We start from the raw sequence: 14,718 nt of genomic DNA, 5'->3' as shown, positions 1-14,718 counted from the left end.
AGGGGGAAATGGAATGAAAACAACATTCCGCTGGTATGGTGAGGGGAACGACACGATATCGCTTTCAGATATTCGTCAGATTCCTTCAATGCATTCTGTAGTCTGGGCGCTTCATGATCTTCAGCCGGGCGTTGTCTGGCCAGTCGATCGCATTCAGGAAGTGAAAGATCAGGCAGCAGAGTACAACCTGGGAATCGATGTTGTGGAATCAGTTAATATCCACGAATCGATTAAGCTGGGGACGCCAGACAGAGAAGAATATATTGAGAATTACAAAAAGACTTTACGAAACTTAGGTAAAGTTGGCGGAGTAAAAGTCGTCTGTTACAACTTCATGCCAGTCTTTGACTGGGTGAGAACAGACATGGCTAAAGCGCTGGAAGACGGGTCGACTGCACTGTTTTATGAAGTCGATAAGATCGAAGGGGTCGATCCATATGAACTGGTTGAAAACGTAAAGAATTCTTCCAGAGGAATGACTTTGCCAGGCTGGGAGCCTGAGAGACTCGAAAAGATCGAAGAATTATTTAAAGCCTATGAAAATGTATCAGAAGATAATCTTTTCGACAATCTGGCTTACTTCCTGAAAGAAATTGTTCCTGTGGCAGAAGAAAATGGGATCAAAATGGCTATCCATCCGGATGACCCGCCTTATCCTGTATTCAATCTTCCTAGAATAGTCCGAAGCAAAGAAAATCTTCAGAAAATCGTGGACATTATTGACAGCCCTTCCAATGGACTGACATTATGCAGTGGAGCTTTAGGTTCCAACCCAGATAATGATGTCCCTAATATGATCAGGACGTTTAAAGACCGTATTCCTTTTGCTCATATTCGTAATGTTAAAGTATTCGAGAATGGTGATTTCATCGAAACGTCTCACAGAGAACAGGATGGATCCGTTCCAATACTGGAAATTATGAAAGCGTATCATGAAATCGGCTTCGAAGGTTATATGCGTCCGGACCACGGCAGACATTTATGGGGAGAAGAAAGTAGACCGGGTTATGGCTTGTACGACCGGGCTCTTGGAATCATGTATATGATTGGTGCATGGGACATGCTTGAAAAACTAAAAAGAGAATCGAAGGAATAAGAAGTGTTGTTTATGAATTATTGTCAATGATGAAAGAGTTTTTTTGAATAAGAAGGAGGAATCCCAGTGGAAATAGATAGCCAAGTACCAGGCGGAGAAACAGGACGCATTGGTAATAACCCAGAAACTGGTATAGCGTCTGCCCAAGGCGCAATGAGTGTAGAAGAATACCAGGAGAAACTGAAACGAACAGAAGTATCAAAATTTGAATCTGTAAGAAAATCACTTAGAAAAGACTGGCAGCTTTATACATTCCTTATCCTGCCTGTTGTCTACCTGATTGTATTCCAGTACCTGCCTATGATCGGTAATGTCATTGCTTTCAGACGTTTTGTACCAGGTGGAAGCATGCTTGGTCAGGAATTTGTTGGACTGCGTTACTTCGAAATGTTCTGGAATGACCGAACATTCTGGAGAGTATTCCGTAACACCTTGACAATTGGGGGATACACATTACTATTTAACTTCCCGATCCCGATTATATTTGCCTTACTTCTAAATGAAGTTAAAAGTATCAAATTCAAACGTTTCGTACAAACAGCATCCTATCTGCCGCACTTTATCTCAATGGTTATCGTAGCTGGTATGATCATGGAAATGCTGTCAGCAAGTGGTATCGTCAACCAAGTTATCGAATGGTTCGGTGGAAACCCAACAATCTTCCTGCAGCGTGCAGAATGGTTCCGTACGATTTATGTCGGGTCTGAAATCTGGCAGCGTACAGGTTGGGGAGCAATTCTTTACCTTGCTGCACTGACTAATATCGATCCTAACTTATACGAAGCTGCTGCAATCGATGGGGCAGGTCGTCTGAAACAGACATGGCACGTTACCCTTCCAGGAATCATGCCAACAATCATTACTTTGCTGATTCTGAATATTGGTAACTTCATGAACGTCGGGTTTGAGAAAGTATTCCTGCTTTACAACCCGCTGACATATGAAACAGGGGACGTTATCTCAACTTACCTGTATCGTATCGGACTGGGAAGTGCAAACTTCTCATATGCAACAGCTATCGGTCTGGCACAAGCTGTTATCGGATTCATCCTGGTAATGGGCGCAAACTTGCTGTCCAGAAAACTGACTAATAGAAGTCTTTGGTAAAAGGAGGGAAAACACATGCATTTAAATGATACTAAGGGATATAAAATATTTAGAGTAGTTAACATCATTGTAATGATTCTCATCGTCATTGCTACGTTTCTTCCGTTCGTGAATATCGTGGCACAGTCTTTCAGTAGTGAAAGATATATCACAGCAGGTGAAGTTTTCCTTCTACCTCGTGGATTCAACGTAGACACTTATCGTGCTGTACTTCAGAACCAGCGTTTCTGGATCCATTATAGAAATACGATTGTGTATACTGTAGTCGGTGTGGCTATCGCTATGTTCCTGACTACACTGCTAGCTTACGTTCTATCTAAACCTAAAACTCGATTAAAAGGTAAAGGTTTCTGGGTAGGCTTTGCAGTATTCACTATGTTCTTTGCAGGTGGGATCATCCCGACTTATATCGTATATAACAATACACTTAACATTACTAATACAATGTGGGCTGTCGTATTCCCACTGGCATTGAGTATCTACAACATGCTGATCATGAAGGCTTTCTTTGAAAATCTTCCGACAGCTCTTGAAGAAGCTGCATCGATCGATGGCATGTCGACTTATGGCATATTCTTGAAGATCATTCTTCCATTGTCTAAACCAATCTTGGCGACAATGACTCTGTTCTATGCCGTTGCTTACTGGAACGCTTGGTTCCAGGCATTCATGTTCCTTAATGAATGGACATTATTCCCAGTTACATTGTTCCTTAGAAACCTGATTTCTGGAGCTACAGCTACTGGTGAGGCTGCAGCTGCTGAAGCTGGAAGCACACAAATTGCTTCAAACGTTCGTTCCGTTGCAATGTTCCTGACTGTACTTCCGATCATCATGGTTTACCCGTTCGTACAGAAATACTTTGTTAGTGGAATTATGTTAGGATCTGTTAAAGAGTAAGGTATCAATCAACCTGGGAGCTGTTCTGCTTCCAGGTTGACTAAATACTTATTATGTAAACGCTTGACAGAAAGGCCCTGAAAATAAATAGCAGCAAGCCGTCCATGATGAGATAAGGGCTGGTGCACAACTATTAGACATGCTGAAGAGCCTATATAATGCTCAACAGTCACGGCATGTGTTGCTGACATTCGATGTAGTGTCAGAGAGGGGGATGTCCTTAGTTATTTATTCTATAAATTGATATACTACCGTACAAGATTAACTATAAGCTTTATAATTTAAGGAGGAAAAAAATGGGTTCATCACTTAAGAAAAAATTATTAGCTGGTTTAACTCTTTCGACTGCAACATTACTGATTGCATGTGGAGGAGACAATGGTGGAGACACTGACAATGGTAATGGAACAAACGATGGTGGCGAAAGCGAAGTTACAGAGGACGAACTGGGATCAGAACATGCCATGGAAGATTTTAGTGCTGGGGATACATTCTATTCAGAAGAGCCTCTGGAATTCTCATTCCTTTATCGTGATCATCCTAACTATCCGATCGATCCGGATTGGACATTCTATGAAGTACTGGAAGAAACAACAAATGTTACATTTGATAATGTAGTCGTTCCTCTATCTGACTTTGCTGAAAGACGTTCCGTACTTATAGCAGCAGGTGACGCACCGGATATTATTTCCAACACATACCCTGGAGATGAGTCTCAGTTTGTAGCTTCAGGAGCGATCCTGCCGATTTCAGACTATGTACATCTGATGCCTCACTTATCTCAAAGAATTGAACAATGGGATCTGGAAGATGAGCTGGATCTGAACCGTCAGGAAGATGGAAAATACTATATGCTTCCTGGTATTGAAGAAAACGTCCGTCACGACTATACATTAATGATCAACAGAACTGTCTTCGAAGAGTATGGTATAGAAGATCCTAATTCATGGGACGAACTGAGAGATGCTCTTGAAGTCCTTCGTGATGAAACCGGGAATGTTCCTTTCTCAGATCAGTGGGAAGGAAATGCACTGCTTAACTACGCTGCACCTTCATTCGGTACTGTAGCTGGATGGGGCTTCGGCGGAGGTGTAGTCTTCGATGAAGACGCAGATGAATTTAGATACGCACCTATGGAAGACGGATACCGTAACATGGTTGAATACTTCTCAGGCCTGGTTGAAGACGGTCTGATGGATCCTGAGTCATTCACACAAGAAGACGAAACTGCACAGAATTCGTTTAACAACCTGAACTCTTATGTCATTTCTGCAAACTCCCAGACTGTTATTGGTCAAAGAGAATCAATGGCTGAGCTTCATGGTGAAGGCGAATATGAAATCGGAAAAATCGTTTCACCTGAAGGACCAGAAGGACCTTACGTTGGAGGAAGCCGCTTCGTTGCTGGATTCATGCTTCGTGCTGACGTAGCTGAACGTGATGACTTCCTTGCTTTACTGCAGTTCGTTGACTGGCTTTACTATAGTGACGAAGGAAACAATCTAGCTTGGTGGGGTGTAGAAGGTGAACATTATGAGCGCACTGACGAAGTTGCAGGTGGATATATGCCTCTAGATCCTATAACCTATTTAGGATTAAATCCTGATGGAACTGAGCATCTGCAGGAAGATCATGGTTTCCGTAATGGAATCATTGCATCCGGTGGACCTCAGGATCTTCTGCAGTCTGTAATGGATGAAGAAGAAATCGACTTCCAGGAAGCTACAAATGAATCACGTGAAGTTATTCCTACACAGCCGCCATATCCGCTGACTGCTGCAGATCAGGAACAGCTTTCACTGATTGGAACACCTCTACAGGATACTACAGAAACATATACACTACGTTTCATTACTGGACAATATGATCTTGACCGCTGGGATGAATTCATGGCTGATCTGGAAAACCAGAACGTAGATCAGTACCTTGATATCATCAACAATGCGTATCAGGATTTCCAGGAAACTTTATCTGAATAATTTTATCTGATGGAGTGAACAGGATAGAAACTATGTACAGCTAAGACCGTGTACAGGTTTCAGGACAAAGGTTGCCTTCTGAATACAGGTGGAGCGTATGCATCAGCATATCGATTCGCTTTAAAGAGCCTATCTGCATGACCTTTATTGTAGATAGGACCTGTTCAGAAGGGGACCTTCTGTCTGTTTACATAGTTATTAATATAATTAGTTGCTTATAACCGTGACAATAGACACTCAAGCTAATTTTGTTATATTAATTTTTTTGTGATGGATGACAATGTCGTCTGAAAACGGTATAATAAAGAAGTGTCAGCTATGTATGCGCTCCAATTACTGGTGCGGTTATAAGCAGCTGTTCATAGTGGCGAAGTAATCGATGTGAATCCAGCCATCAACTGATGGGGACAGATTCATGTCATGAGAGGACGTTAGTTATGTCAGACGAATTCAATAATGATATAGGAAACAAGAGGCTGTATAAGATAGCTCAGAACATTTCCTGGTTCCTGATATCAACATTATGGTTCAATCTAAATTTTATCCCTTTATTTTTCTTCTTTCTCTTTGTAGAGCCGACACTGGCCAATATTGTCTGGTATCTGATCGGGATCATTCCCCTTGGGCCGGCAATTGGAGCGATGCTTGGATCGACGCATCAGGTGATTGAAAATGAAGATTTTTCAGAGCCGGGGAGAGATTTCAGGAAATATTATCGGGTCAATTTGATGGACTCATTGAAGATCTGGCTGCCGTTTCTGGTAGTTGTCTATCTCTTCTCCGTCAATATCAATTATTATCTGGCACTTGCTGATAATACATTGTTCCTGTTAGGGTACTTTTTCATTTTTCTGACGATCGTACTTATTTTGTATCTGATCCCAGTTTTTCTGATACAAACCAAATTTTCATTCCGGTATAAAGATTTACTTAGACTGGGCTGGTACTATTTCTTCATTAAAATGAAACTTACATTTGGTAACTTTTTCGTGATATTCATTCTAGCTTTTTTATTGCTGGTCACGACTGAATGGTTACTGCTCGCACTCCCAGCTGTTCTATCTTATCTATGGACATTGTATAACTACAGTATAGTAAGAGATGTCAGAACTAATTTTGTTAAAGATAAAGAATAATGCATTCTTTAAATAAAAACTACACAGGAGGCTGTCAATATGTCAACAATTCAAAATCCGGTACTTAAAGGATTTAATCCAGATCCAAGCATGTTAAGAGTGGGGGACGATTTTTATATCGCCGTATCCACATTCGAATGGTTCCCGGGAGTCGTCATTTATCACTCAAGAGACATGGTAAACTGGCGCCAGGTGGCTCGTCCGCTTAATAGAGTGGAACTGCTTGATATGAAAGGTAATCCGGATTCAGGCGGCGTATGGGCCCCTCAATTAAGTTACGCTGACGGACAATTCTACCTGATCTTCTCTGATGTTAAAGTAACTGGTGGAATTTATAAGGACGTTACAAACTATCTGACTACTTGCGAAACGATCGACGGTGAATGGAGCGATCCGGTATTCATGAACCAGTCCGGTTTTGATCCGTCTCTATTCCATGATGAAGATGGACGCAAATGGTTCGTCAACATGGTCTGGGATCACCGAAACGGGAAACACGACTTTGGAGGAATTGTCCTTCAGGAATATAATCACGATGAGAAGAAACTGGTCGGTGACCGTAAAATCATTTACAAAGGAACAGATGTCGGTCTGACCGAAGCCCCTCACTTATACAAATTTGATGATTACTATTACCTGCTTACAGCAGAAGGTGGAACAATGTATGACCACCATGCAACGCTTGCACGTTCTAAAAATCTGGAAGGTCCTTATGAAACACATCCGGACAATCCGCTGATTTCATCATGGGGACACCCTCGTCTGGCTCTTCAAAAAGCTGGGCATGCCTCTATCGTCAATACTAAAAACGGAGAGTGGTACCTGGCTCACCTGACAGCTCGGCCGACTAAAGCGCCTGGAGATGTTTTACTGATGGATCGAGGATACAGCCAGCTTGGTCGTGAAACAGCCATCCAGAAACTGGAATGGAAAGACGGTTGGCCATATGTTGTAGATGGCAACTATCCTAAAGTAGCAGTAGAAGGTCCTGACGTACCTGAGCATAAATGGGATGCAGACTTCCCTGTCGTCGATCAGTTTGATTCAGAAGAGCTGGGTGGACAGTGGCAGACACTGCGTATTCCGTATACTCAGTTCGCATCATTGACAGACAAGCCAGGAAACTTACGTCTATATGGAGCTGGTGGATTCTCAAACCTGCACAAACAGGCACTCGTAGCTCGTCGCTGGCAGGCATTCGAGTTCGAAGCTGAAACCAAAGTTTCCTTCGATCCAGTCACATTCCAGCAGCAGGCAGGTCTAGTCAATTATTACAACACGAAAAACTGGACAAGCGTTCATGTGACTTGGCACGAAGATAAAGGGAAAGTTATCGATCTTTATGCATCTGAACGTAATAATGTATCTAACCCACTGGGCGATGATGTGATTCCTGTTCCTGATGATGCTGAAGCGGTATGGTTCAAAGTTAAAGTTGATCAGTATACGTACACATTCAGCTACTCATTCGATGGCGAGAACTGGAAAGATATTCCTGCAACCTTTGACTCATGGAAACTGTCTGATGAGTACATTCAGGAATCTGGATTCTTTACAGGTGCCTTTGTAGGAATGAGCTGTATCGATACAAGTGGTATGAGCAAGCCTGCTGACTTCGACTACTTCCGTTATGAAGAAAAGGAAGATGACCGTGATCACTGGACATTGACTCGTCACTTTGGAAGTGGATCTAAAGGAAAGAACAAAACAGTCGTTGGACAGTCTGGCACAACAAAATAACTTCTGAATAAAATAAGTGAAGGGGACGGACTCCAAGGAAGGCAATAATCGATTCTGGATTGGAGCTTTCCTTAAGTCAGTCTCCTTTTTTATATAAAAATTAAGAATGGACGTGTAAATATGAGCTACGTTTTAGGTTTAGATTTAGGAACCAGTGGTCTGAAAGGGATTCTGGTCAATAAAAGCGGAAAAATCGTTGATGAGTCTTCATCAGAATACCCTCTGCTGACTCCAAAAAGAGGGCACAGTGAACAGGACCCGAAAGAATGGTTTCGAGCAGCAAAAGAAGTCATGGCAGCTATCTTTAAATCAACTCCAGATGCGAAAGATAACCTGGAAGGCATCAGCTTTTCCGGTCAGATGCATTCACTTGTCTTATTGGATGACCAGGATGATGTGCTTCGCCCGGCTATTTTATGGAATGATGTGCGCACGACTAAGCAATGTGAAACCATCACATCTAAAGTCGACAACCTGATCGATATAACAAAAAATAAAGCGCTTGAAGGATTCACTCTACCCAAGTTGCTGTGGGTCAAAGAAAACGAACCGGATGTCTGGGACAAGGTCAGCACTTTCCTGCTTCCTAAAGACTATCTTGGGTACCGCCTGACCGGTCAGAAACAGATGGAATATTCTGATGCAGCAGGAACGCTTCTTTTAGACGTGGAAAGCAGAGCATGGAGCAGTGAAGTAGCTGAAGCAGTCGGCATCTCCACTGATATCTGCCCGCCACTTGTTCAGTCTCATGATGAGATCGGTAAGCTGGACCGTGAATTGGCTGAAGAATTTGGACTATCTCATGAGGTACCAGTCTTTTCTGGTGGAGCTGACAACCCGTGTGCTGCTGTTGGAGCGGGTATTGTCCGTCCTGATCAGGGCATGGCAAGCATTGGAACATCAGGAGTCTTCCTGTCTTATGAAGAATCAGGGGATAAAGCCTACAACGGACACCTGCACTACTTCAACCATGTTGTACCAAATGCCTTTTACACAATGGGCGTGACACTTGCAGCTGGAAGCAGCTTGAACTGGTTCAAGAAAACTTTTGCGCCTGAAGAAAGCTTTGTAGAACTGCTTAAAGGGGTCAAAGATATTAAACCAGGTTCAGACGGCCTGCTGTTCGCTCCATATATCTCTGGAGAACGTACGCCTTATACAGACAGTAACATTCGCGGAACATTCCTCGGAATGGATATTGCACATACACGCGATCACTTTGCCCGTGCCGTGCTGGAAGGGATCACTTTTTCTCTTAAAGATTCATATGAACTGATGAAAAAGCATTCGAACAAAGAATTTTCTCAGATCGTCTCAGTGGGTGGCGGAGCTAAAAATCCGGACTGGCTGCAGATGCAGGCTGATATCTTCAATGCGCCTGTCGTGACGCTGGAAACTGAACAGGGACCTGCTATGGGAGCAGCTATGATTGCCGCTGTCGGTGCAGGATGGTTCAGCGACTTTGAAGCCTGCTCAAAAGAATTCGTTAAATACAAATCTGAAGTTAAACCTAATCCTGAAGCTGTTGCACAGTATGAAAAAGTCTATGCAAACTATCAGGAAGTCTATCCGACGATCAAAGACTTGTCTCACAAGTTAGTGACAGACAACGATTAAACCATTTAAAGAAAGCTATGATCTTTTCAGTCATAGCTTTTCTTTGGATTGTAGAGAATTATTCTGCGAATTGAGTTCATTCAAATATGTTGATGTAAACTCTATTTTCACGTTTGCTGAGTGCAGTTTAGGAGCATGAATAAGGCCTGAACTCCACTCTGCCAGAATAGAGTATAGTTCAGGCGACAAATCTGTTTCTGAACTGAAGTATTGACCCGTCAGAATAAAGTTCAGACTGATTTCAGCAGGCTGAAATCTACCGATCTTATTAAAGTATTTGATGTTCTATTACTAAAAGACTACTGACAGGAGAGGATTCAAACCATGTTAAACGTTGCAATTATAGGAACTGGGGGCATTGCCCCTTTACACATAAAAGGCTATCTAACTTTTAAAGAGGATGTTAATATTGTCGCCTTGTGTGATATCTATCCGGAAAAAGCAGAGAAAATGGCGTCTGACTTTGACCTTGATGTATCAGTTTATGATAATCATGAGGAGCTGCTGGCAAATGAAACCGTTGATCTGGTGTCAGTCTGTACTCCTCCATACGTACACGCTGAAATAGCAATCAATGCAATGAAAGCTGGGGCGCATGCTGTCGTTGAAAAACCGATGGCGGCTTCTTTAAAAGAATGTGATGACATGAATCGAGTCTCAGAAGAAACAGGCAAAACCCTGTCTATCATTTCTCAGAACCGATTTACTAATCCAATGATGAAATTGAAAACGCTTCTGGACGAAAAAGTGATTGGTAAAGTCCTTCATACTCAAGTTGATTCTTTCTGGTGGAGAGGGCACAATTACTATGATTTATGGTGGAGAGGGACATGGGAGAAAGAAGGCGGCGGCTGCACATTGAATCATGCTGTCCATCATCTGGATATTTTCAAATGGTTGAACGGCATGCCGGATGAAGTTACAGCTGTCATGAGCAACGTAGCACACGATAATGCCGAAGTGGAAGATATTTCTATCGCTATTGGGAAATACAAAGACGGAGGATTAGCCACACTGACCAGTTCAGTGGTTCATCACGGAGAAGATCAGCAGCTGATTTTCCAGGGTGAGGAAGGGCGCATATCTGCTCCATTCAAGGTGTCTGCAATGGCAGCTCAAGGAAATGGATTCCCCAAAGAAAATACAGAAAAAATGGAAGCCATTACTAAACGTTATGAAGAGCTGGATGATTTGGCTTATGAAGGACATACAGGTCAGTTGAACAATGTCATTCAATCCTTAATCGGTCACGAAGATCTTGTCGTTGATGGGTACCAGGGCAAGCAGACGCTGGAGTTGATCATGGCTATCTATTCTGCCTCTCAAGCTGGACAGAAAGTCGACCTGCCGATTGATTCGTCTCATCCATTTTATACGAAGGAAGGGGTCATGGCGAATGTCCCAAGGTTCTATGAAAAATCTGGTTCTGTAGAAAACTTTGAAGAAGGCGAAATCACCACATAGAAGGTCATAGGGGAGAGAACAGAATGGAAAATAAAAAAGGAAAGCTGAAAGTGGGTATTATCGGACTTGGAGATGTTTCACCAGTCCACATACAGGCCATTGAGATGAATGACCATGCCGAGCTGGCTGCAGTCTGCGATACTGATCCGGCTCTTGCTTCCTCAATTAAAAATGTGCCGTTTTTTACTGACTTTAATGAGATGCTGGCAACGCAGGATCTGGATGTCGTTCATAACTGCCTGCCGCATTTTCTGCACTATCCCGTAACAGAAGCGTGTGTGAAAGCAGGGGTACATGTTTTTCTCGAAAAGCCTGTCTCGATCAGCTATGAAGAAGGTCTCCTTCAGAAAAAACTGGAAGATGAAAACAGTCAGAAAATCTGTGTCTGTTTCCAGAATCGACTCAATGCATCTTTTGTTACTTTACAGGAGTGGCTTGCGAAAGAAGAAACAGGGCAGATTACTGGAATCAAAGCATTGGTCACCTGGTACCGTGAGAACAGTTACTATGAACTGAAACCCTGGAGGAGAACGAAGGTGGAAGTTGGCTACGGCAATATTATGAGCCAGTCGATCCACACACTCGATCTGGTACAGCTTCTTGGGGGAGAAGTGTCATCAGTAAAAGCCACATTATCTCAGCTATTAGATATAGACAGTGAAGTTGAAGATACAGCGAGCAGTGTCATACGATTTAAAAATGGGGCTCGAGCCTATTTTCATGCGACAAACGCAAACATCAATAATTCCGAAGTCGACATGGAAATAGTGACTGAACATGAAACGTTCAAGTTGACTGATGGCAGTTTATATCGAGTTAGTGAAGATGGCAGTAAAGAAAAACTTGCTCAGGATGAACAGCTGGAAGGCGCCAAATTTTACTTTGGAGCCAGTCATAAACTTCTGATCGACCGCTTCTATCAGGCTATTATCGATGACTCGACAGATTATGTATCTGTCAGCGATGCGCTTCCTTCGATTAGACTGATCGAAATGATGGCGGCATCATCAAAAACTGTTGCTGAACCTATTACAGTATCAATAGACTCATTCGAAAATAACTGAACTGGAGGAATAAACATGACAAAAGCAAGCGGAATGAACCATGCGCCAAAAGGAAAGCCAGAACCAGTAGTGAAAGACGGGGAGTTCGTCATTGCAGCGATCGGACTCGATCACGGACACATTTATGGAATGGCTAACGGCTGTGTCGAAGCAGGTGCGACGCTTAAATGGGTCTATGACAAGGATCCTGAAAAAATGAGAAGTTTTAAGGAAACCTACCCTGACGTTAAACTGGCTGAATCGAAAGAACAGATTTATTCAGATGAAGAAGTAAATATGGTCTTATCAGCTGCAGTTGCCAGTGAGAGAAGCACGATCGGTAATGAAGCAATGCGTGCCGGGAAAGACTACTTTGCAGATAAAACAGCGTTCACCACACTGGACCAGCTGGACGAAAGTAAGCGTGTCGTTCAGGAAACAGGAAGAAGATTCTTCGTCTACTTTGGAGAACGGCTTCATGTTGAAAGTGCCATCTATGCTGGACAGCTCATAGATGAAGGGGTAATAGGAAAAGTAATTCAGGTTACCGGATTTGGTCCTCACAGATTAGGTAAGGCGGGTCGTCCGGACTGGTTCTTCGAGAAAGACAAGTATGGTGGCATTCTATGCGATATCGGCAGCCACCAGATCGAGCAGTTCCTTCACTATACTGGTAATACAGAAGCAGAAGTGGTTCACAGTAAAGTAGCGAATTATGCAAACCCGGACAAGCCAGAGCTGGAAGACTTTGGTGATGCGACATTAGTAGGTGGAAATGGAGCCACATTCTATTTCAAAGTCGACTGGTTCACCCCGGACGGACTCTCAACCTGGGGAGATGGTCGAACCTTCATTACGGGGACAAAAGGAACGATCGAATTGAGAAAATATGTGGATGTAGCAAAAGAAGAATCAGGGAATCATCTGTATCTGGTGACTGAAGAAGGCGAGCAGCATATCGACTGCAACGGAAAAGTCGGCTATCCATTCTTTGGAGAGATGATTCTGGATTGTATCAACGGGACAGAAAAAGCCATGACACAAGATCATATTTTCAAAGCGCAGGAATTGAGTCTGCTGGCGGAAGAACAGGCGATTCGACTGGAACCGACAGTATAACATAAAGGCAAGAGTAAAGATCAGCTGACCCAGACGACAACCTAAAAGCAGAAGAGCTTTAAATTGTGGAGGAGATCATGATACCAGTATTCGGAAATCCTATATTGCCTGCTGATGAATACATTCCAGATCCGGAAGCCCATGTTTTCGGAGACCGTGTCTATATTTACGGCAGTCATGATGAATTTAATGGAAACATGTATTGCGAAAATGATTATGTGACCTGGTCCGCACCAGTCACTGATCTGACAGACTGGCGGTATGAAGGAGTCATCTATCGCAAGGACCAGCATGCATCTCCTCTAAATAAGGGGAAACCCTATATGTATGCTCCGGATGTTGCTCGTGGACCTGACGGGCGCTATTACTTATATTATTCAATGGCAGACTCCGGTGTGCTGTCAGTAGCTGTCAGCGACAATCCGACCGGTCCTTTTGATTACTATGGTGACGTTAAAGATAAAAATGGGAAGGTTTATGGGGATTCACCTGACGACTATTTTGAATTTGACCCGGCTGTTCTGGTCGATGATAACCGGATATATTTGTACTCCGGATCGGGACAGAAAGCGAATGAAAAGAATGGTCATCCCGTTGTGGGGCTGTTTGTCAGAGAACTGGGCGCAGACATGATTACAGCTAAAACCGATCCGAATATCATCATGCCGGCTGATGACGACCGATTCAGCCCTAATTTCTTTGAAGCTGCATCTGTCAGACGCTTCGATGAGAACTATGTACTGGTTTATATGTCCACTGATTTGACCGGTCTTCATTATGCTGTCAGTTCATACCCGGATAAAGGATTCGTTCATCAGGGGCTGCTGCATTCGACCTCACCCAACTTGTTGAATAACGGCTTATCATCTGATGATGCCCATTTGATCGAAAACAATCACGGGAGCTTAGAGAAAATAAACGGCAGCTATTTTATTTTCAATCATCGCCACACTAATCAAAATCATTTTTCAAGACAAGTGGTAGCTGACAAAGTCGAGCGGAGAAGTGATGGGTCATTCTGTGAAACTGAATTCACCAGCAATGGCCTGAGACAAGCGCCTTTTGATGAAACCGGGTTTTATCCTGCAGGAATGGCCTGCAATCTTGTCAATTATAAAGTGCCGGATAATGGGCCTTACGTAACTCAGGAAACAGTTATGGGCATGCCAACATCGATCGTTAAGAACCTGACAGATGGGGCCCTGATCACACTGAAATATTTTCAGTTCAATGAAGATAAAGCGATGAAGCTGATTGTCAGAGGCAACGCAACTGGAGAATTAATGGTGAGTCAGAGTACAAAGGATGGACAGCCTATCCAGACGATCGTTCCGCTGGATGTGTATTCCGAAGAATGGATTGACCTGGACTGCTTACTGGCTGGACTGAATGACCCGTATGGTGTAACCATCGAATTTGCCGGGGAAGGGGCGATAGATTGTCAGAGCCTGATGATCTGCGCATCGTTTCACTGAAGATATAATTAATGAGCAATATAAAAACTAAGTTGGAGGAAA

General features: G+C 43.1%; 12 protein-coding genes. 11 read left to right on the top strand and 1 reads right to left on the bottom strand.

Going from position 1 to position 14,718, the window contains the following annotated elements; genetic code table 11:
- Positions 1–13: 13 nt before the first annotated feature.
- Positions 14–1,096 carry a mannonate dehydratase gene (gene uxuA, locus BMX79_RS03490; protein ID WP_091479156.1) on the top strand — a complete coding sequence of 361 codons (1,083 nt, stop codon included), beginning with the start codon at positions 14–16 and terminating at the stop codon, positions 1,094–1,096.
- A gap of 10 nt (positions 1,097–1,106) precedes the next feature.
- Here uxuA and BMX79_RS12795 read toward each other — a convergent pair whose 3' ends face one another.
- A complete protein-coding gene (locus BMX79_RS12795) occupies positions 1,107–1,322 on the bottom strand; it encodes a photosystem I reaction center subunit XII (RefSeq protein WP_371862065.1) in 216 nt (71 codons plus the stop codon).
- Between BMX79_RS12795 and BMX79_RS03485 the strand changes: the two genes are divergently transcribed.
- The 10 genes from BMX79_RS03485 to BMX79_RS03440 all read left to right on the top strand — a co-directional run bounded on the left by BMX79_RS03485 (position 1,250) and on the right by BMX79_RS03440 (position 14,676).
- The gene (locus tag BMX79_RS03485) at positions 1,250–2,203 is read left to right on the top strand and encodes an ABC transporter permease (protein WP_091479454.1); all 954 of its coding nucleotides are present in this window, start codon (positions 1,250–1,252) and stop codon (positions 2,201–2,203) included. The two genes, BMX79_RS12795 and BMX79_RS03485, sit on opposite strands and share 73 nt — an antisense overlap.
- A 15-nt stretch (positions 2,204–2,218) precedes the next feature.
- Positions 2,219–3,103, top strand: coding sequence for a carbohydrate ABC transporter permease (locus BMX79_RS03480; RefSeq protein ID WP_091479154.1), 885 nt, complete (start codon positions 2,219–2,221; stop codon positions 3,101–3,103).
- 296 nt (positions 3,104–3,399) lie between these two features.
- Positions 3,400–5,082, top strand: a complete 1,683-nt coding sequence (locus tag BMX79_RS03475; RefSeq protein ID WP_091479152.1) for an ABC transporter substrate-binding protein — start codon at positions 3,400–3,402, stop codon at positions 5,080–5,082.
- 437 nt (positions 5,083–5,519) lie between these two features.
- On the top strand, positions 5,520–6,218 hold the full coding sequence (locus tag BMX79_RS03470) for a DUF624 domain-containing protein (RefSeq protein ID WP_170230984.1): 699 nt from the start codon (positions 5,520–5,522) through the stop codon (positions 6,216–6,218).
- 39 nt (positions 6,219–6,257) lie between these two features.
- Positions 6,258–7,958 (top strand): glycoside hydrolase family 43 protein, encoded by a 1,701-nt coding sequence (locus BMX79_RS03465; RefSeq protein WP_091479145.1) that lies wholly within the window; start codon positions 6,258–6,260, stop codon positions 7,956–7,958.
- A gap of 120 nt (positions 7,959–8,078) precedes the next feature.
- Positions 8,079–9,575 carry a xylulokinase gene (xylB, locus tag BMX79_RS03460; protein ID WP_091479144.1) on the top strand — a complete coding sequence of 499 codons (1,497 nt, stop codon included), beginning with the start codon at positions 8,079–8,081 and terminating at the stop codon, positions 9,573–9,575.
- A 324-nt stretch (positions 9,576–9,899) separates the two neighbouring features.
- Positions 9,900–11,039, top strand: a complete 1,140-nt coding sequence (locus BMX79_RS03455) for a Gfo/Idh/MocA family protein (RefSeq protein ID WP_091479140.1) — start codon at positions 9,900–9,902, stop codon at positions 11,037–11,039.
- A 23-nt stretch (positions 11,040–11,062) separates the two neighbouring features.
- Positions 11,063–12,103: a Gfo/Idh/MocA family protein gene (locus tag BMX79_RS03450; RefSeq protein WP_091479139.1), complete on the top strand. Its 1,041-nt coding sequence runs from the start codon at positions 11,063–11,065 to the stop codon at positions 12,101–12,103.
- A gap of 15 nt (positions 12,104–12,118) precedes the next feature.
- Positions 12,119–13,201, top strand: coding sequence for a Gfo/Idh/MocA family protein (locus BMX79_RS03445; protein ID WP_091479137.1), 1,083 nt, complete (start codon positions 12,119–12,121; stop codon positions 13,199–13,201).
- Between the two features lie 77 nt (positions 13,202–13,278).
- A complete protein-coding gene (locus BMX79_RS03440) occupies positions 13,279–14,676 on the top strand; it encodes a family 43 glycosylhydrolase (protein WP_091479135.1) in 1,398 nt (465 codons plus the stop codon).
- Positions 14,677–14,718 lie beyond the last annotated feature (42 nt).

The organism is Alkalibacterium pelagium (assembly GCF_900109325.1).
Taxonomy (GTDB): Bacteria; Bacillota; Bacilli; order Lactobacillales; family Carnobacteriaceae_A; genus Alkalibacterium; species Alkalibacterium pelagium.
The sequence above is the reverse complement of the archived record's forward strand: the minus strand, read 5'-3'. Positions and strand labels throughout refer to the sequence as shown.

Coding starts and splice junctions, on each gene's coding strand:
- uxuA (WP_091479156.1), top strand. CDS start 14: ATGAAAACAACATTCCGCTGGTATGGTGAGGGGAACGACACGATATCG.
- BMX79_RS03485 (WP_091479454.1), top strand. CDS start 1,250: ATGAGTGTAGAAGAATACCAGGAGAAACTGAAACGAACAGAAGTATCA.
- BMX79_RS03480 (WP_091479154.1), top strand. CDS start 2,219: ATGCATTTAAATGATACTAAGGGATATAAAATATTTAGAGTAGTTAAC.
- BMX79_RS03475 (WP_091479152.1), top strand. CDS start 3,400: ATGGGTTCATCACTTAAGAAAAAATTATTAGCTGGTTTAACTCTTTCG.
- BMX79_RS03470 (WP_170230984.1), top strand. CDS start 5,520: ATGTCAGACGAATTCAATAATGATATAGGAAACAAGAGGCTGTATAAG.
- BMX79_RS03465 (WP_091479145.1), top strand. CDS start 6,258: ATGTCAACAATTCAAAATCCGGTACTTAAAGGATTTAATCCAGATCCA.
- xylB (WP_091479144.1), top strand. CDS start 8,079: ATGAGCTACGTTTTAGGTTTAGATTTAGGAACCAGTGGTCTGAAAGGG.
- BMX79_RS03455 (WP_091479140.1), top strand. CDS start 9,900: ATGTTAAACGTTGCAATTATAGGAACTGGGGGCATTGCCCCTTTACAC.
- BMX79_RS03450 (WP_091479139.1), top strand. CDS start 11,063: ATGGAAAATAAAAAAGGAAAGCTGAAAGTGGGTATTATCGGACTTGGA.
- BMX79_RS03445 (WP_091479137.1), top strand. CDS start 12,119: ATGACAAAAGCAAGCGGAATGAACCATGCGCCAAAAGGAAAGCCAGAA.
- BMX79_RS03440 (WP_091479135.1), top strand. CDS start 13,279: ATGATACCAGTATTCGGAAATCCTATATTGCCTGCTGATGAATACATT.